Genomic DNA, 17138 nt, shown 5'->3' on the forward strand with positions numbered 1-17138 from the left:
TGGACGTTAGGCTGAGAATTCTTTACTTATTCAAGGCCTGCACAATGACTGCAACATCCACATATAAAGGGCAACATTACGACTTAATTAAATCGCGTATCGATCCGGTCTTCAGCGATATGCAGTTACACCGTGCCCATGCGCTAGGCAATACGCCCCTCCAGCTTGAATCCTGGATGACCGATGCGTCGGCCGGCGAGCTGGAACGCATGTCGGCCGATAACCGTCGGGCGTGGGGTGCACAGAACCGAATCGACCGCCTGCTCGGGCGTCTTCAGGATATCTACGCTTTCGCCGAGCCCTTGCTCAAGGCCAGGCTGCTCGAACAGTTCCAGATCGATGTCGACGTCAAGAATACCTATCTGAGGCTATACGCTTCGGCTCAGACGCCCTGGTACGTCCATAACTTCAACAAAGCCTCCAAAGCCAGAACGGTTTCGATGCTTGATGCGGCATTGCATAACTTCGCACACGACGAGCACTATCAAAACTATTCGACTTTCATTACCAAAACCGACGTCGCACGCGACTTGTTCGACTCCTCGCCGATCAACCGGACAATCAGCGTGAGTCAGTTTCAGACGTTGTGCCGGGAACTGGACCTTGGTGCGCGCTACAGGCGCCATCTCGAAACAGTCCTGCTGGACAAGGAACCGGTAGCAGAAACGTACCTGCGCACACGGGTCGAGCAAAGCCAAAAAGCGACGCTCAAGGCCGCTGCGCAGATGGCGCGGCTCAAAAAGGACATCGGTCACAGTGCCCATGCGCTGATCCGCGAAGTGTTGCTTGGCCGTCAGACTCTCACACTGGACGGCCAGCCGATGCTGGTTTGCGACCTGGGCATGATGGATCTGACTTTCACCGGCATCCTGATCATTCGGCCGGATCCGGAACAGGCGCCTCACTCACCGAAAATGATTGCCTATGTTCCCCACGACCCGGATCACCCGCTCAAGGAATACGCCTCGACCCTGGACTTCATGCAAGAGCTGACCCGGCAACTTCGGGCCAATGCGACATCACCCTCCTCCGGGCTCAGCTACCGGCAGTTTTTCAGCCAGTTTGTCGATCATGAACAGCGTGGGCATTTTTTTGCCGGGCTCGAACAACGTCTGAGCTACGTAAAATGGTATCCGCAAGAAGCGGGCGATTCGCGTCCATCATGGCGGGAAACACCGGTGGAGAAACCGCAACTGCAATTCAGCGCACCGCCGATCCGCTCGCCGCTGTGGAAGTACCTCTTCGAGCAGCGACTCAACAAGATTCTCAACGACGCACGCGTGATTGCAGTGGCGACCGCCGACGCCGACGACAAGGCACGCTGGGCCTGGTGGGAGAATGTCCTGAAGATTGCCGGCGACATTCTCAACGTGTCGTTGTTCGTCTTGATGCCGTTCGTGCCGTATCTGGGCGTTGCGATGCTGGTCTACACGGCGTTCCAGTTGACCAATGAAGTCATCGAAAGCGCAGTGGATCTTGGTTACAGAAACTGGGTCGAAGCGGCGGAGCATGTCGTAGGTATCGTCATCGATGTGGTGCAACTGGCGGCATTTGTCGTCGGGGGCCTGGCCGCCAAAAAAATTCTGAAACTCTCGCCACTGGTCGAAGGCATGAAACCGGTGACGGGACACGACGAAAAAATCCGCTTGTGGCACACCGACCTCACGCCATACGCGCAAACAGACACTGTTCCACCGCCGGCAGCGAAACCTTCTGCATCCGGGCTGTATCGATTTGCGGGCAAAACCTTGCTGCCTCTCGACGGTCGGCATTACGCAGTGAAATTCGATCGCAGCAACGGCCGCCATCGCGTCCAGCATCCCACTCGCCCGCAGGCGTACGCGCCGCAATTGCGCCACAACGAACAGGGCGCGTGGGTACACGAGGGGGAAAAACCACAGGACTGGGACGGTTCGATTCTGATGCGCCGGTTGGGTCACAGCGTGGACGGCTACAGCGACACCGAACTGGAACACCTGCGCAGCATCAGCGGCACCTCGCCAGAATCACTGCGCCGGATGTATATGGACAACGCGCCGCCACCGGCACTGCTGGCCGATACCCTGACTCGTTTTCGGACGTGGGACGAAACCCGCAACGTCGGCCAGTTGATTCGCTCCGGACAACCACTGGCCCCGACCGCCTATTGGTTCAGCCGAATGGTCCCGGACATGCCAGGCTGGCCTGCCGACAAAGCGTTGAAGGTTTTTGAAAGCGCTGACTCGAACGGAAATTTTCACCTGTACGGCAACCCGCAAGCGACAGCCGGACAGACGCTGAGCATTGGCATGCCTGACCTGTTGGCTGGCAGGCTGCCGGAGCGGCTGACGGATTTTCTCGACGACGCCGAGATGCAGTCGTTGCTCGGCGGCAGCTACCCCAGAGCGCAACGGGCTCAGACACTGCGCAACCAACTGGCGGATGCAGTGGAGACGCGCACCCCGGAAATTTTCAACTATCAATATCAAGCCAATGATCACCTTGGCGATGCCCAGGTTCACTTGCTGCAACAACAGTTTCCACAGCTGCCCTCCCGGGTTGCCGAGGCGCTGCTGAAGGACGCGACACCGGCCGAGCAGACCATCATCCGCGAAGAACGACGGATACCGCTGCGCCTGAAAGACCAGGCCCGGGAAAGTGCTTTTGAAGTCAGCGCGGCGCGTGCCACTGAAGGATTGTATGAGCCGGCATTACGATTGCCCGATACCGAGCGATTGATTCTTGGCGCCCTGAGGCAACGCACCGATGCCTTCGCTGATCTGCGCATTGAAGTACGTGAGCTTTTTCATGACGGCGCGCTTCGCTGCAGTGTCGGCAACGAAAAGGCCAGTACCGTGCGCGTACTGGTCAGGGATCAGCGTGGCCGCTATGAAGTGCGCGATGACCGGGACAACAGTCTGCATCCGCCTGCAGATCTGTATGAAGCCATTCTGCTGGCCGTGCCCGCCGACAAGCGGGCCGCGTTGGGCTACCGCCTCGGCCAGGGGCAATCGCTCAAACAGTGGGTGCAAGTCATTAGCGAACGTCCTGCCGAACGAAGGACATTGCTCGCACGGCCGCCCATCCGCCCTCGGGTTCCTCTGCAAACCGAGCTGCTGCTGCGCGGGCCGGGGCACTCGAAAACGGCACTGAGCGTAGAGGAGAAAGTCGCAAACCTCTATCCGCATTTCGATCAGGCCGAAGCACTCGCCTTCACCCGTTCCCTGCAAGCGAACGGTGATCCCCACTCACAGATCAAACTGCTGGAACAGCAGCTTCAACGGCTCAGGCAGACACTGGAAACCTGGCGTCAGCGCTATCTGACCGAGTGGGATCCTGAAAGTCCGGACAGCACTATCCCGCGCACTTACTGGGACTATCAACGGAACGGCGGACAGTTTCTCGCCGATCGTCTGCTGGAGTGTTTCGAACGCAAGTCCGAAGTATTCGGCGAGCGCAGTCTCAGCATGCAGGAAGGTTATCGGCTGGACCTGTCCAGCGAATGGCTGCCCAAGGATATCGAGCGTTGGTGGCGACAACTGCCGGAAGAACTCAAATCCTGGTTCGAACAGATCACGACAGTGAATCTGGACGGCTCGACGTTCTCCACCAGACCGAATGGTCTGCTGAAGGACTTGCGGCATATCCGCCAATTAAGTGCCAGAAACTGTGGGCTGAGTTCTCTGCCGGACACCATCGGCCAGATGCAGCAACTGGAGACCCTGCGCCTTAACGACAACCAGATTCAACTGACCCCGAGCACCGCCGAACAACTGCGCAACATGACGCGCATGGAAACCCTCAGGCTCGATCACAATCCACTGGGCATTGCGCCGAATGTCGAGCGCATGCCCCGACTCAAGGTGCTGAGCCTGATCGACACCGGCCTCGAAGGCTGGCCATCGGGCTTGTTCGACAAGCCCCGGCCACGCGGCTTTTTTCTTGATCTGGGCGCCAACTCGCTCAAGCGCATCCCGAATGTACCGCTGGGCTCCGACAGCGCACGGTTGATTGCCCGCAGCCGCGTCTATGCCGACAGACTCTCTGACGCGGTGCGTGTCAGGTACGAGCAATACAGGACATCTGTCGGCATCCCTTCGCGCATGACTTATTCCCGGGCGGCGGAAGATCTGCTGGAACGCTGGCCCGTTTTCGTCGATACCTCGTTGCGCAATGAAACGGCCGGCGTTGGCACCTATCGGCCCGAAGCCTGGCACGAGCTCGCCGAGGAGCCGAATTCCGACGGTTTCTTCACGATCATCGAAGATCTTACCCACTCGGCCGACTACACAGCGGGTGGCAAAGCCAATGATCAACTGACCGACCGCGTGTGGCGGATGATCGGCGCCATGGACATCGACACGCCATTGCGCGAAGAGCTGTTCCTGATGTCGACCGATCCCGAAGGCTGCGCTGACGCCGGCGCACAGCTGTTCAACAACATGGGGGTCAAGACACTGGCCTCTGAAGCCTACTCATACTCGACCAACCGGGCAGAGCTTGAACGCAAACTGGTGACGCTGGCCAAAAGCGCATCGCGACTTGATCAGGTAGGCGAAATCGCCCGCGCCGACATTCGCACTCGCGGAGGCAATCCCGATGAAGTCGAAGTGCACCTGGCCTATGAAACCGGACTGGCGAAAAGTCTCGACTTGCCCTGGCAGTCTGAAGACATGATGTTTCGCCCCACCGCCGGCGTCGATAACCAGACGATCACCACCGCTCGCGATACCGTGCTCGAACGCGAGGCAGGCGACGGACTGGTCAACCAGATGATTGAACAGCCGTTCTGGGAACGCTATCTGCGCGACAACTGGCCGGGCGAAATCGAATCCAACAAGCGCATGCACCTGGAAAAATTCGACTGGCTGGATGACTTGCGAACAGCCCAGACACAGTGGGTGCAAGCGGCTGACCTGCCGTCGGCACAACGTGCAGTTCTCAAAAAGAACCTCACGGATCTGGCCGACAGACTGTCGGTGCCACACAAGGAAGTGCTCACCGGGCAAGCCATGAGCGATGCCACCTATGAGCGATTGCTGCGTGACATCGGCTACCAGGAAAAACAGTTGAGCCGACAGCTCACCCGCGAAGCCATGAGCCGGGCCGGGATCTGAGTACGGTGCCCTGAAGGTAAACCTTCAGGGCATTGCAACGTTCTAGACCTCCGAATCCCAGATCACCGTGACGTTGCCGACGTAGCGTTTGCCTTTCCCGGGCTGGAGCATCTGTTCGACATGGGCACCCGGAATCTCGAAGTGCAACGTGGCCGGCGCGCGTTGCATGAAACGGGTCGGCTGGAACGCCATGGCATCGGGACTGTTGCTCAATGGACGGCGTTTGACCGGGTGGCCCGCCATGTCGGCAATGCTGTCGGGCAGGCTGACGCTCAGGAAAACCTGCGCGTCGGTCGCTCCGCTGACCGTGTCGCGCAATGCGCAGGAGGCGACGGCGGCGTACTCGCATTCGAAGTACATCTTGAAGCGTGAGGACGCCGAAATATTGAAGGTCTGGTCGCGAAACAACCGGGTCGGTTTACTGCCCTGCTGCAGCCAGGCTTGCCAGCCGCCCTGGGGTACCAGCGCAATTCTGTTGCCGCCGGGCGGGATATCGACCTTCAGCACATGTTGCACGTCGAGAAGAATCCGGAAAGTCAGGCTGGAGGTATCAGGCAACAGGTTGTTGCCGGCATCGATGTCCTGACCTGGACCCACACCATAGGTGAGCTCACCGGCGAAAATTCCCGCCGACATGCCCAGCGGGTTCGGTGTGCGAAGTTCATAGGCCACGTCGAGATAATCGTAAGTCATCCACGGGATTTCGAACGCGGACGGTTTGCTGCACACGACGTCGGACGGCGTGAACCAGAAAAACCGGTAAAACTCCGGTCCGTATGAGGCCATTGCCCCGTCTTCACAAGGTCTGGGCGCCCAGCCCCACCCCCTCCCGACCCAAAGCGCGTTATGTGACTCATATTCGCCCGAGACACCGGTCAGGTTACTTGCCGTATCGCTAAGGACATAACGCGAGCCAAATCCGCCGATCCGCACCTCTACCGTCTCGGCTTCACCGGTGACGATATTGCGCACCGTCAGGCCACGCCACTGCGCCGGCATCCTGAACATCGCGCCATCGCGCTCGGCGCTTTCCGGCCGAATGGCCTGCACCGAGGTGAAGCGCAGCGGCAGCGAAACCCCCATCAGGTTGTAGCGTCGGCAGTCATTGGGGTATTGGCCGCAGTAGCCGCTCTGCGGCGTCTGGTTGATGAATGCGTTGCTCTGCGGGTTGGCGGGATCGGGAACGTAGGTGGCGCGAATCTCCTGAGTGATTGCCAGCGCTGGCGCGGAAAAAATACTCCCGCAAAAGCAAAACGCACTGATCCTTGAGCACTTGCGTACAGCTGAAACCATTGGCTGTTTCCTTGCCTGTCAGGTCGGTTGTCCTTGTCCGGCGTGCGCTGTTCATCCTGTCGGCGCCGCCACGTTGAACACGATATTGACGGTGCCGTTGTATTCACCCGGCTTGTAGCCGCCCGGTTGCTCGCGGGGGACGATTTCCAGTTGCACGCGACTGCCCGCCATTGCTTCCTCGGCCGACACCACCTCCCGGGGCGTCGGGTCCTGAGTGAGATCCTTGCCGTTGAAACTGACATGCAACACGATGTTGTCGCGTGAATCGCCACCGGCGGTCAGGTAAGGGAAACTCTCGAGCCGCGCTTCAATGGCACTGCCGTCGGTTTTCACATCGAAGCTCTTGCGCAACCCGAGCAACGTCGAGCTGTGGATATCCCATGGCAGGGTCTGCTCGCGATGAATCCAGTCGGCTTCGCTGGGAATCACGTAGAAACCCAGGGTCGGGATGTCTACCGACACCTCGAAAGTATGTTTTTCCTGGGCGGCGAACACTGCCGGATGAACCGACGCCGGCAGGCCCAGGCACAGCGCGATAGCGACTTGCTTGATCATCTCAGGAACCTCTGCGTGGATGACGGTGCGCGATCAACTTCCCGGTGCCCGGGCGTTGAACAACAACATCACCGTGCCGTCGTACTCCCCCGGTTTGAATCCGCCGAGCGGTTTGATCGGGTCGATTTCCAGCAAAACCCGCTTGCCCGCTGCCGCCTCGGCCTGGGACAGCACTTCACGCGGGCGGGTGTCCTGACTCAACACCACACCGTTGAATTTCACATGCAACAGAATCTCCTCGCCCGTCCGGCCGTTGGACATCGAGCCCGTACGTTCCAGACGCGCTTCGATGGCACTGCTGTCGTGGCGCACGTCGAACGACTTGCGCAAGCCACGCAAGGTCGATGTGTTGTAGTCCCAGAGCAACCGCTGCGGGCGGTGAATCCAGTCGGACTCTGCCGGAATGATGTAAAAGGCGCGACTGGGGATGGTCAGAAACACCTCGAAGTTCAACTCCTCCCGAGCCGCCCAGCCCGGGACACTTGTCAGTGCGGTTAAAGCCATCAGCGCGGCAATGGCGCATTGCTTGTTCATGATCGATACCTGGCGCGTCATTGGTGCAGGCCTTAGCGGCGTGCCACCCTGAGGTCTTTCTTGTTATCGCCTTCAACCAGTTTGAAGCGGTATTCGCGACCGGCTTCCTTGTCGAAAGCGAAGCTCTTGCCAGCCATGACGTGATGTTTGGTAGTCGCGCCGCAATCGCTTTCATCGCTCAGCGAACAGTTCTTGAACTCGTCGACCACCATCACCGTATTACCGTTGTTGCGGATCTCGTAACGCTCCGGGCTGTCGTTGATCACCGTGGCGAAACGCGCATCTTTGGGCCGCACGAAGAACACGATGCCGAAGCCCGTCATGACGTTGACCCCGGCCGACAGCGACTTTTTGTAGTCTTCGCGTTCATCCTGGGACACCACGAACTCATCTTCCTTTTCCGGCACCACCGGCACGAAGCGCACCCGGAAATAGCGCTCGCGATCCCGCTCTCCCATGTACAGCAAGCGCGTGCCCTGAACGCCCTGCGCCGGTACGATCAAACGCGCCGGGCTGGCCATCACGCCATTGCGCGAAGCGCCGTCATCCGCATTGGCGACGGGAATTTCCTGCGGCTTGCCATCGGCGTCATAAACGATTTCCAGCACGTTGATCTTGACGAACGCGGTGCTGTCACCGCTGTTGAAGACCCGTTTGAGATAGGTACTTTTGTCGCCGTCGAGATAGTCGTACACCGTGCCGACATTGATCTGTGGCCCGCCATGGGCCGTCATGCAGAACATCCCGGACAGCAACAGCAAAAACATTCGAGTCATGGAACTCAACCTCATGAAAATGAAAAATGACCTGCCCCGGAGTTTCATACTTCCGAGTCGAAAATGACGGTGACGTTGCCCCAAAGCGTGCCGTTCATGCCGGGCTTGAGCAGGGATTCGATCCAGCGCCGCGGAATCTGAAAGCGCAGGTTGCCGGGTTTGCGATCGACGTAGCGGGTGGGCTCGAACGGACCGAGCCAGGTGTTGTGCATCAACGTTCCGGACCAGCCGTCACTGTTACCCGGACCGACGATGCCTGCGGGTAGCGTGAGCCTGACCTCAAACTTGGAGAAGCCCACTTCATTGTTGCCAATGCCGCATTCAGACCCACCCAGTGAGTTACAGATCATCATCACCTTGAAGCGCGACGAGGCCGATATGTGAAACAGTTGATCGCGATAGATATCGGTGGGCATACGCCCCGTTTCGATCCAGCTGCGCCAGCCGCCGGGCGGCTCCATGGTGACCTTGTCGCCGCCCGGTGGCAGGCTGACTTTCAGTTCGTGCTGCACATCAAGCACAAAATCCAGAGTCAGGTTGGCGTCATCCGCCCGAAAGAAAGGACCCATGTTGAAATCCGCGCTGCCGGGACCGACGCTGTAGGGCAGTGAACCGGTGTACACACCGGTCGCCATGCTCAACGGATTGGGAGTACGCAATTCGTAGGCGATATCGAGATACTCGAATTCCATATGCCCGATGTCGAAGAGTGCCACCTTGTTACAGCTGCCCAGCACGGGGGTCTTCCAGAAAAACTGGTAAGTGGTGGCGCCCGGAAAGCCGACTCCGCTGTATTCGCATGGAGGCGCGGCATAAACCCACGAACTGCCCACCCACAATTTACGATGCGCCTCCGCTTCGTTTGGCTCACCCGTGAGTTCGGTGACAGGCTTGCTCAAGCGATATCGCGAACCGATCCCGCTGATCCGAACCTCCACCGGATGAGTCTGCTGAGTCTGCTGATTGATGACATTCACGACTCGCCAATCCGCGGGCACCTTCACCCACACGCCATTGGTCGAAAACATAGGCGTGAACGTCGAGAAGCGGATCGGTACCCGGAGACTGAACATGCCCTGATGGGCGCACTCGTCCGGGTAATCTGCGCAATAACCGCTGTTCGGCGTCTTGTTGATGAAGACGTTCTTGCTTGGCTGTGTCGGATCCGGCTGAAACAGCGCGCGGATTTCCTGATTTGCCGCTTCGACCGGCGGCAGGCTCAGCGCAACGAACAAGCTCAAATATCTGGTCAGCTTTTTCACGCTCAGCCCGCCTTCTGATCGGTAATGGTTGTATCGGCCAGGGTGTCCGGCGTGCAACGCAGATCCCCGATCATCAACACGTTGTTTTCGCTGCGATGCTGATCGGCGTCGAGGCGGAACTGGCACAGCAGGCGGTTATCCTGGCGCACCTCGAGGGTTGGCGAACCGGCGTTCATTTCCATCGAGAAGAAGCCGTCGACTTCGGTGACCCCACGACTGGCGTGGTTGATCACGTGATGCCCCTTGAGCGGCTGGCCCTGTTCGTTGACCAGCCGTCCGAGCACGGTCAGGGTTTTCATCACGCGGATCTTGCGGTAGTCCACGCCGCCCTTGTTCAGGTGGTAACGGGTGCGCGCCGGTTCGATGGTGGCGGCGGGCACGTTGTTGCCCTCGAAGTCGAAGCTCACCGAGCTGTTCTGATAGGCAGTGATCGGGATGAAGTTGCGCCCCGGTTTCAGCGCGGCGCTGCCACCGCTGAAGTCGTCGGCGCGCAAGGCAATACCTTCGATATCCGACTCGACATCGACGATCATCCCCGCCCCGCGCATTTCGTACTCGCTGGTCATGAGCATCTGCTGACCACCGACCACCAGTGTGCTGTCGAGGTTAAGACCGCCGGTGAAATTGCCGTTGTAGGACGAGCGCTGGATGAAGCCGTCGCCGTTGACCGTATCGGTGCGAAAGTTGGCCAGGCCCGAAGCACCGATGCCGTAGGTGTCGGTCAGCGCGGTGACCGAGACGTTCTGCAGCACGTGGCCTTTGAGGTCCTTGCGCCAGCCGATGGAGGCGTTATTGTCGCGGCCGCCATCGCGGTCGGTGCGCGAACCGATGCTGCCGGTGATCTGCTCGCCGGGGGCGCCCAGCGCCATGTTGAGGCTCAAATCGACCCCCCGGTTACGCGCGTCGCCGCTACTGAAACTGCCCGGCCGGTCGAACAAGGACAGACGCCAGTTGGCGTCATTGCCGAACAGCTCGCTGCGCCGGGTCCAGCCCAGATCCACGCCGACGCCTTCAACATTGCCCTCGCTGTGGGAGACCCGTGCATTCAGCGAATTGCGACTGTTGAGCCGGTGGTTGAGCGCCAGCGACGAGTTGCTGGTTTCGCCGATAAACACATTGCGCTGGCGCACCCGGGTGCCGTCCGGCAGGGTTTCGTACTGGTCGGTGGTGTCGAGCCAGCTGCGGTTGTGGCTGATCACCAGGCTGCCGGAACCGTAGTTGTACAGGCTCTGCAAATCCAGACCGGTGCCGTGATCCTCGGTCTTGTAGACGTTGGCATACAGGCTGATGTGATTGGCCAGGGTCCAGTCGATGGACGTGCCGTATTGCAGCTTTTCGCGGATCTGCCGTGCCGACAGGCCAAGGATGACTCGCGGGTGCAACAGATAGTTGAGCGAGGCACCGGCGGTAGGACTGCCGCTGGATTGTTGATCCCAGTTGCTCAGCAGTTTCTTTTCTTCGCCGGCAAACAGGTTGTAGCGCCAGCGCTCGTCGAGGTTGCGCCAGTTGCTGGGCTTGTACACCAGCTCCTGGGTGCTGGACGTGATCTGGCCGTCTTCGATCAGCCGTACTTCCACCTCGTAAATACCGCCGGGCAGCGGCCGGGTGTCGAGGCTCTGCAAACCGGCGGGTATCGATTGGGTGTTGATCAGCAGGCCATCGCGCCAGATCTCCACCGAGCCTTGGCGATTGGCGGTGACGTAGATCGGGTAGACGCTGGGCGCGGCGTTGTTGATAGCCAGGCTGTCGGAGCTGCCGTACATCACGCCGACGGCGGTATCAGGGCTGGTGCCAAACGTGCGCGGTTGGCGGGTCAGCCCTTCGGAATTGGGGGTGAAGTAGCCCAGGCGAAAGAAATTGCCTTGCAGTTCGCGCTGGGTGTAGAGCTCGTGGACGGCGTGATAGAGCTTGTCGTCCGGGCCGCCGAGGCGAGCCATTTGCATGTTGACGGTCTGGCTCCAGTTGCCCAGGCTGCCGCTGGCTTCAAGGCCAAAACGCCCGCCCAGATCCTGATCCTGGCCGCCATTGAGGTTGAGCTGGTTACGCACCATCAGGCCGCTGCTGCCGCCTTCGGGTTGATCGTGAAAACGCTTGGTTTCCAGGTCACGCTCGGCGTTCTCGGTGAGAATCGAGAGCAACGAATTTTCCAGGTTGTAATGCACCGCCAGCACCTGATCAGGGCAGGAGCCGGTACACGCGCCCAGCGGCACGCCGGGCTTGAGATAGGCCGCCCACTTTTCGCGTTCGGCGGGGGTGTAGCGGTTTTCGCTGGTGTCGGTGAATTCCAGCAAGGTCACGCGATCATCACGGGACAACACCACCATGGCCTCCCCCAGCGGTTGCTGGTCGAGTTCGACCCGCACCGCCAGCGGCACATCGAAAAAGTGCTCTTCGAAATCCGCCGGCAAACCTTTGGCCTGCGCCAACAGACTGCGCGGAGTCGTGCCGGCGGGTTCGGAAGCGGCCGCTGCGCTGGCACAAAACAACAGCGCAAGCGCAGCCGCGATGGGTGTCATCGGGAACATGAACTCGTACTCTGATTTACAAAAGTTGAAGTCCGGCGGGACAGACAAGGCTGTTTATCCCGCCGGGGAACGCGACTCTGGCAAGCTGCGTTGAGTGCGGATCAACCGATTACTTGCCACCACCGATCGGCGGCACGGCGTCGAAGGTCATGGCGACAACACCGGTGTAATCACCCGGCTGGAAGTTGTTGCCCTTGGCACTGATCTTCAGGGGGGCGCGGAAGTTGACGTCGGATTCCGACTCGCCCACAACCATTTGCGGAGTCAGGGTCAGTTCCTTGTTGTTGAACAGCACTTGCAGGTCGATGGCGGTGTTGCCGGCGATCAGTTTTGGCTGGCTTTCCAGGCTGGCATGAACCGAGCCGTTGTTATTGCGCACGTCGAAGAAACCATTGACTTCACGCATCTTGCCGGTGCTTGGCTGGAAGCTCATGTCCTGATCCTTGTTGACCAGATCGGAGTCGGTCGGCACCACGTAGAAACCGTTGGTCGGTACGTGGGCGATCAGGCTGATGGAGTGACGGGCTTCACCGGCGGCAAAGACCGCGGACGAGCTCAGGGCCAGGGCAGCGAGAGAAGCGGTGATTGCGATTTTCTTGAACATCGGTCAGTACCTGTTTTCTTTTTAAGGGAATCGAAACATTGAAGTTCATGTCATACCGGTCGATAAGTACCGAAAACATGGAAGTTCAATGCCGGGGCATGATCAACCCTTGTCTCAAGAATGTAAGCAGGCAACTTCCCACGAACTTGTAGTTAAACAACCTCGCAACATGAAAGAAAAAACATCAAAAAATCAGAATATACAAAAGTGACTGTAAGGCATTCCCTACCTACAGTTATTTACAAAAACCGTTACAGCAGTTTCGACAATACCAGCCAGCACTTTCTAATCTTTTTAGAATATACGCTCAAGTATTAATAGAGTGATAGCTTTAACTTTCCGGTTATTCCTGTCTCGATCAACCAGGTAGGGCGGTTCCTCCGTCAGCGCGTCTTGCTCACCGCTGACCACTCGTCAGCTCTGCGGCAAAAAGCTCTTGCCCAGTCGCAAAGATATATCTTAAGTTGTATCTAAACACGACGAGAGAAGACTGAAATGAGAGACCATCATTCCCCCCACCGCGACCACGGCGACAGCCGTGACGGCTTCGAAAAACGCCACGGTCGCGAGCGCGGCGGTCGCGGCCCACGGGTATTCGCTCCGGGCGATCTTAAATTGCTGCTGCTGGCGCTGATCGCCGAGCAGCCCTGCCACGGCTACGACCTGATCCGCCAGATCGAAACCATGTTCGACGGCGCCTACAGCCCCAGCCCCGGCGTGATCTACCCGACCCTGACATTTCTCGAAGAAAGCGAAATGATCACCGGCGATGCCGAGGGCGGCAAAAAGCGCTATGCGGTGACCAATGCCGGCCGCCAATCCCTCAGCGAACAAGCGGTGGCGCTGGACGGCGTGCGCATGCGCATCGACGTCAGCAAGCGCTCGCTTCGCGGCCACGACCGGCCGCCGGAAATCCATGAAGCGGTGCACAACCTGCGTCACGCCCTGCAGATGCACCACGGACGCTGGAGCCCGGAAGAAATCCTGCGCGTACGCGACCTGCTCAATGACACCGCCAAAGCCATCGTCGACGGCCCCGCCGTTCAATCTGCCCTGGAGAAAGCCGAATGACTGAAGTACAGACCCAAGGCATCCATCGTGTGATGCACGAAATCAAACGTCGCCGCCTGGAAGTGTTGCGCGTCATCGACCTGACTCCGCGCATGCGCCGCATCACCCTCGGCGGTCCGGAACTGGCCGGGTTCATCAGCCTCGGTACCGACGATCACGTCAAACTGCTGTTCCCGCAGAACGCCGAACAGGCCGCGGCGCTGGAAACCCTGGTGCTCGGCGCCGGCAAGAGCGACGTGCCGATGCCCGAAATGCGCGACTACACCCCGCGCCGTTATGACCTCGACAAGCTTGAGCTGGACATCGATTTCGTCCTGCACGGCGACGGCCCTGCCTCGACCTGGGCCGAGCAGGCCAAACCGGGGCAGTTCCTGCACATCGGCGGCCCGCGTGGCTCGATGATCGTGCCGGACATTTTCGACAGCTACCTGCTGATCGGCGACGAAACCGCCCTGCCCGCCATCGCCCGCCGCCTCGAAGGCCTGGCGGCCAATCGCAAGGCGCTGGTGGTGATCGAAGTGGAAAACGGCAAGGAGCAGCAAACCCTGGAAAGCGCGGCGCAGGTCAATGTGATCTGGGTACTGCGCGAGGGCGGCAAGGACAACCTGCTGACGACCGTCAAACAATTGCAGGTGCCCAAGGGCAATCTGTATGCGTGGGTGGCGACCGAGACCAAGGTTTCGCGGCAGATCCGTCGGGTGCTGCTCGATGAGCACGGACTCGACGAGAAGTTCGTCAAAGCGGTCGGTTACTGGCGCGCCGAAGGCTCCGAAGAAGAATGAATACGAGCGGCGGCGCTGCTAAAGGCGCCGCCCCTGCCAGCGATCAATCCCGATCACCAGCAACGCAATCAGCACAAACCCCAGCAGAATCCCCCCGGCATTGATGAACACCTGTGGATAACCCAGCAGCGCCACGTCAATGAACGGATAGGCGTAAGCCCCCAGCAAATGCCCGCGCAGCAGCGCATAGGCGAAGTACACCAGCGGATAGATCAGCCACAGCGGCAGATGCTTCAGACGCAAGCTGCCCTTCGCCACACACAGCCACCAATAAGCCAGAAACAGCAGCGGCATCACGTCGTGGAGCAATTCGTCAGCGATAAACTGCCAGCCCTGCGGGTGCCACAGATGCCGCAGCAAAATACTGTAAGCCAGGCCAACCACCGCAATACTGACGGCAATCCCGCTGCTGACCCAAGGCTGCAGAAACCAGCGCCGTGCAGCGGATTCGCGATCCGTCACCGCGCAGGTCAGCACCACCGCCACCAGGGTGTTGGTGAGCACGGTGAAGTAACTGAAAAAACTCACCAGCCCGCCCAGCAGACTGGCGCCGACGCTCAGGCGTGCGAAGAAAATCAGGTACAGCTGAATCCCCAGCCCGGCCCAGCCCAGCACCGCGGCCGAAGTAATCAGGCGTCGCCGCCATACGGCGTCCATCTCAGAGCGGTCGCTTGGTGCGCATCAGTTTCACGTACAGACGTTCGACCTTCTCCCGCGCCCATGGCGTCTTGCGCAAAAAGGTCAGGCTCGACTTGATGGTCGGATCGCTCTTGAAGCAACGGATGTCGATGCGCTCGGCCAAGCCCGACCATTCGTAGTGGGTCACCAGTGCATTGAGGATCTGTTCGAGGGTCACGCCGTGCAGCGGATCGGGATTGTGGTCGTTCATGCCGGGCCTTTGGGCGAAGTGAAAATGCAGAAGCCGCGCACCTTAGCCGAGGGCATGGGCGGGTGGAAGGCCTTGGGTTAAATGTAGGCCAACCGGAGAAGATCGCAGCCTGCGCCAACGCCCGCAATGCGCCGTATTGCCGCACTGTTACCGAATCCGAAAGGGTTCATGTCTGCAAAAGCACTTTGTGTTTTTGTAACAGGACATTATCCTGCCGCCCTTCTGCTGAATCGCTTCACTGCCTGCGTCAAATCGTAGCGGCCAGCTTATCCCCCAAAAAGATCAAGAAAGACCCTATTCATGCCCGATTTTCCGTTCTCCCGAGACAGCGCTATCTCCACCCTGCGCCTGATCGGCGGCTGCACCGCCCTTGGCCTCGCCACCTGCACCCAGGCCGCCCCGGCCTTCGACAGTGAATCACCGTGGATGCTCGGTGACTGGAACGGCACCCGCAACGAACTCGCGGCAAAAGGTATCGACTTCAAGCTCGACTACACCGGCGAAATGGGCAGCAACCTGCACGGCGGCTACGACCACGATCGCACCGCGCGCTACAGCGACCAATGGGGCCTCGGCACTCATCTGGACCTGCAAAAACTGCTGGGCTGGAACGACGCTGAATTCCAGCTGACCGTGACCAAGCGCAGCGGCAACAACATCAGCAACGACCGCATCAACGACCCGCGCGTCGGTGGCTTCACCTCGGCCCAGGAAGTCTGGGGCCGTGGCCAGACCACCCGCCTGACGCAGATGTGGTACCAGCAGAAATTCTTCGACCAGAAGCTCGACATCAAGGTCGGCCGCTTCGGCGAAGGCGAAGACTTCAACACCTTCCCGTGCGACTTCCAGAACCTGGCGTTCTGCGGCTCGCAAGTCGGCAACTGGGTCGGCGGCATCTGGTACAACTGGCCGGTCAGCCAATGGGCGCTGCGCGTCAAATATCACCTGACGCCGGAGCTGTATGCGCAAGTCGGCGCCTACGAGCAGAACCCGTCGAACCTCGATCGCGGTAACGGCTTCAAGCTCAGCGGCAGCGGCACCCAGGGCGCGATCCTGCCGATCGAACTGGTGTGGAAACCGAAGCTCAACGGCCTGCCAGGCGAATACCGCGCCGGTTACTACTACAGCAACGCCAAGGCCTCCGACGCCTATAAAGACAGCAACGGCCAGCCGGCTGCCCTGAGCGGCGAAGCCTATCGCAGCGCTTCGAGCAAACACGGCGTGTGGCTCGGCGTGCAGCAGCAGATCACCAGCGTCGCCAGCGACAATTCCCGTGGTCTGAGCGTGTTCGCCAACGGCACGATGCACGACAAGAAAACCAACGCCATCGACAACTACGTCCAGGCCGGCGTGGTCTACAAAGGCCTGTTCGACGCCCGCGCCAAGGACGACATCGGTTTCGCCCTGGCCCGCGTCCACGTCAACCCGGCCTATCGCAAGAACGCCGAGGCGACCAACCAGGCCCGCGCCGTCTACGACTATTACGATCCGTCCTTCCTGCCGCCGCAGGACACCGAATACAGCGCTGAACTCTATTACGGCGTGCACGTCACCAACTGGCTGACCGTGCGCCCGAACCTGCAATACATCCGCCATCCGGGCGGTGTGGACAAGGTCGACGACGCGCTGATCGGCGGGATCAAGATCCAGTCGTCGTTCTGACCCAATGCAGGCCGCTCAGGCCTGCAGATGAAATTCGATAGCTAGACAAGTTTTTATCTGAACCATGCCCGCGCCCGATCGTCATCTAC

Annotated in this window: 13 protein-coding genes; 4 read left to right on the forward strand and 9 right to left on the reverse strand. The window is 59.6% G+C overall.

Translation table 11 applies throughout. The features are described 5' to 3' along the window. Positions 1-176: 176 nt before the first annotated feature. Positions 177-5096, forward strand: coding sequence for an NEL-type E3 ubiquitin ligase domain-containing protein (locus EIY71_RS03020; RefSeq protein ID WP_305955763.1), 4920 nt, complete (start codon positions 177-179; stop codon positions 5094-5096). 42 nt (positions 5097-5138) lie between these two features. On the opposite strand, the gene EIY71_RS03025 is transcribed toward EIY71_RS03020, so the two are convergent. The 7 genes from EIY71_RS03025 to EIY71_RS03055 form a co-directional block, all read right to left on the reverse strand. Continuing rightward, on the reverse strand, positions 5139-6389 hold the full coding sequence (locus tag EIY71_RS03025) for a hypothetical protein (protein WP_102687189.1): 1251 nt from the start codon (positions 6387-6389) through the stop codon (positions 5139-5141). Positions 6390-6440: 51 nt separating this feature from the next. Then, positions 6441-6944: a CS1 type fimbrial major subunit gene (locus EIY71_RS03030; RefSeq protein ID WP_102687188.1), complete on the reverse strand. Its 504-nt coding sequence runs from the start codon at positions 6942-6944 to the stop codon at positions 6441-6443. Between the two features lie 33 nt (positions 6945-6977). After that, positions 6978-7478: a CS1 type fimbrial major subunit gene (locus EIY71_RS03035; RefSeq protein ID WP_102687236.1), complete on the reverse strand. Its 501-nt coding sequence runs from the start codon at positions 7476-7478 to the stop codon at positions 6978-6980. A gap of 32 nt (positions 7479-7510) precedes the next feature. Further along, complete coding sequence (locus EIY71_RS03040; RefSeq protein WP_102687187.1) at positions 7511-8254, reverse strand: pilus assembly protein; 744 nt, start codon at positions 8252-8254, stop codon at positions 7511-7513. Between the two features lie 44 nt (positions 8255-8298). Beyond that, positions 8299-9516, reverse strand: a complete 1218-nt coding sequence (locus tag EIY71_RS03045) for a hypothetical protein (RefSeq protein WP_305955764.1) — start codon at positions 9514-9516, stop codon at positions 8299-8301. Between the two features lie 2 nt (positions 9517-9518). Next, entirely contained in the window at positions 9519-12041 is a 2523-nt protein-coding gene (locus EIY71_RS03050) for a CS1-pili formation C-terminal domain-containing protein (RefSeq protein WP_102687186.1), read from the reverse strand. 109 nt (positions 12042-12150) lie between these two features. Beyond that, positions 12151-12645 carry a CS1 type fimbrial major subunit gene (locus tag EIY71_RS03055; RefSeq protein ID WP_085745296.1) on the reverse strand — a complete coding sequence of 165 codons (495 nt, stop codon included), beginning with the start codon at positions 12643-12645 and terminating at the stop codon, positions 12151-12153. Between the two features lie 495 nt (positions 12646-13140). Here EIY71_RS03055 and EIY71_RS03060 point away from each other — a divergent pair, with 495 nt between their 5' ends. Continuing rightward, positions 13141-13716, forward strand: a complete 576-nt coding sequence (locus EIY71_RS03060; RefSeq protein WP_134020437.1) for a PadR family transcriptional regulator — start codon at positions 13141-13143, stop codon at positions 13714-13716. Beyond that, positions 13713-14498 carry a siderophore-interacting protein gene (locus tag EIY71_RS03065; RefSeq protein ID WP_134020440.1) on the forward strand — a complete coding sequence of 262 codons (786 nt, stop codon included), beginning with the start codon at positions 13713-13715 and terminating at the stop codon, positions 14496-14498. Before EIY71_RS03060 ends, EIY71_RS03065 begins: the two co-directional genes overlap by 4 nt. 18 nt (positions 14499-14516) lie before the next feature. On the opposite strand, the gene EIY71_RS03070 is transcribed toward EIY71_RS03065, so the two are convergent. Both EIY71_RS03070 and EIY71_RS03075 read right to left on the reverse strand, forming a co-directional pair. Continuing rightward, positions 14517-15155: a Pr6Pr family membrane protein gene (locus tag EIY71_RS03070; RefSeq protein ID WP_134020443.1), complete on the reverse strand. Its 639-nt coding sequence runs from the start codon at positions 15153-15155 to the stop codon at positions 14517-14519. 1 nt (position 15156) lies between these two features. Continuing rightward, positions 15157-15387, reverse strand: a complete 231-nt coding sequence (locus EIY71_RS03075; protein ID WP_007956650.1) for a VF530 family DNA-binding protein — start codon at positions 15385-15387, stop codon at positions 15157-15159. A 300-nt stretch (positions 15388-15687) separates the two neighbouring features. Between EIY71_RS03075 and EIY71_RS03080 the strand changes: the two genes are divergently transcribed. After that, positions 15688-17049: a carbohydrate porin gene (locus EIY71_RS03080; RefSeq protein ID WP_134020447.1), complete on the forward strand. Its 1362-nt coding sequence runs from the start codon at positions 15688-15690 to the stop codon at positions 17047-17049. The last annotated feature ends 89 nt before the right edge of the window (positions 17050-17138 follow it).

Source organism: Pseudomonas sp. CH235 (assembly GCF_004368175.1).
Classification (GTDB): domain Bacteria; phylum Pseudomonadota; class Gammaproteobacteria; order Pseudomonadales; family Pseudomonadaceae; genus Aquipseudomonas; species Aquipseudomonas paraglycinae.

Bases quoted from the DNA above. Each gene is read 5' to 3' on its own strand.
- EIY71_RS03020 (WP_305955763.1), top strand. From the start codon at position 177: ATGACCGATGCGTCGGCCGGCGAGCTGGAACGCATGTCGGCCGATAAC.
- EIY71_RS03025 (WP_102687189.1), bottom strand. From the start codon at position 6,389: ATGGTTTCAGCTGTACGCAAGTGCTCAAGGATCAGTGCGTTTTGCTTT.
- EIY71_RS03030 (WP_102687188.1), bottom strand. From the start codon at position 6,944: ATGATCAAGCAAGTCGCTATCGCGCTGTGCCTGGGCCTGCCGGCGTCG.
- EIY71_RS03035 (WP_102687236.1), bottom strand. From the start codon at position 7,478: ATGAACAAGCAATGCGCCATTGCCGCGCTGATGGCTTTAACCGCACTG.
- EIY71_RS03040 (WP_102687187.1), bottom strand. From the start codon at position 8,254: ATGACTCGAATGTTTTTGCTGTTGCTGTCCGGGATGTTCTGCATGACG.
- EIY71_RS03050 (WP_102687186.1), bottom strand. From the start codon at position 12,041: ATGTTCCCGATGACACCCATCGCGGCTGCGCTTGCGCTGTTGTTTTGT.
- EIY71_RS03055 (WP_085745296.1), bottom strand. From the start codon at position 12,645: ATGTTCAAGAAAATCGCAATCACCGCTTCTCTCGCTGCCCTGGCCCTG.
- EIY71_RS03060 (WP_134020437.1), top strand. From the start codon at position 13,141: ATGAGAGACCATCATTCCCCCCACCGCGACCACGGCGACAGCCGTGAC.
- EIY71_RS03065 (WP_134020440.1), top strand. From the start codon at position 13,713: ATGACTGAAGTACAGACCCAAGGCATCCATCGTGTGATGCACGAAATC.
- EIY71_RS03070 (WP_134020443.1), bottom strand. From the start codon at position 15,155: ATGGACGCCGTATGGCGGCGACGCCTGATTACTTCGGCCGCGGTGCTG.
- EIY71_RS03075 (WP_007956650.1), bottom strand. From the start codon at position 15,387: ATGAACGACCACAATCCCGATCCGCTGCACGGCGTGACCCTCGAACAG.
- EIY71_RS03080 (WP_134020447.1), top strand. From the start codon at position 15,688: ATGCCCGATTTTCCGTTCTCCCGAGACAGCGCTATCTCCACCCTGCGC.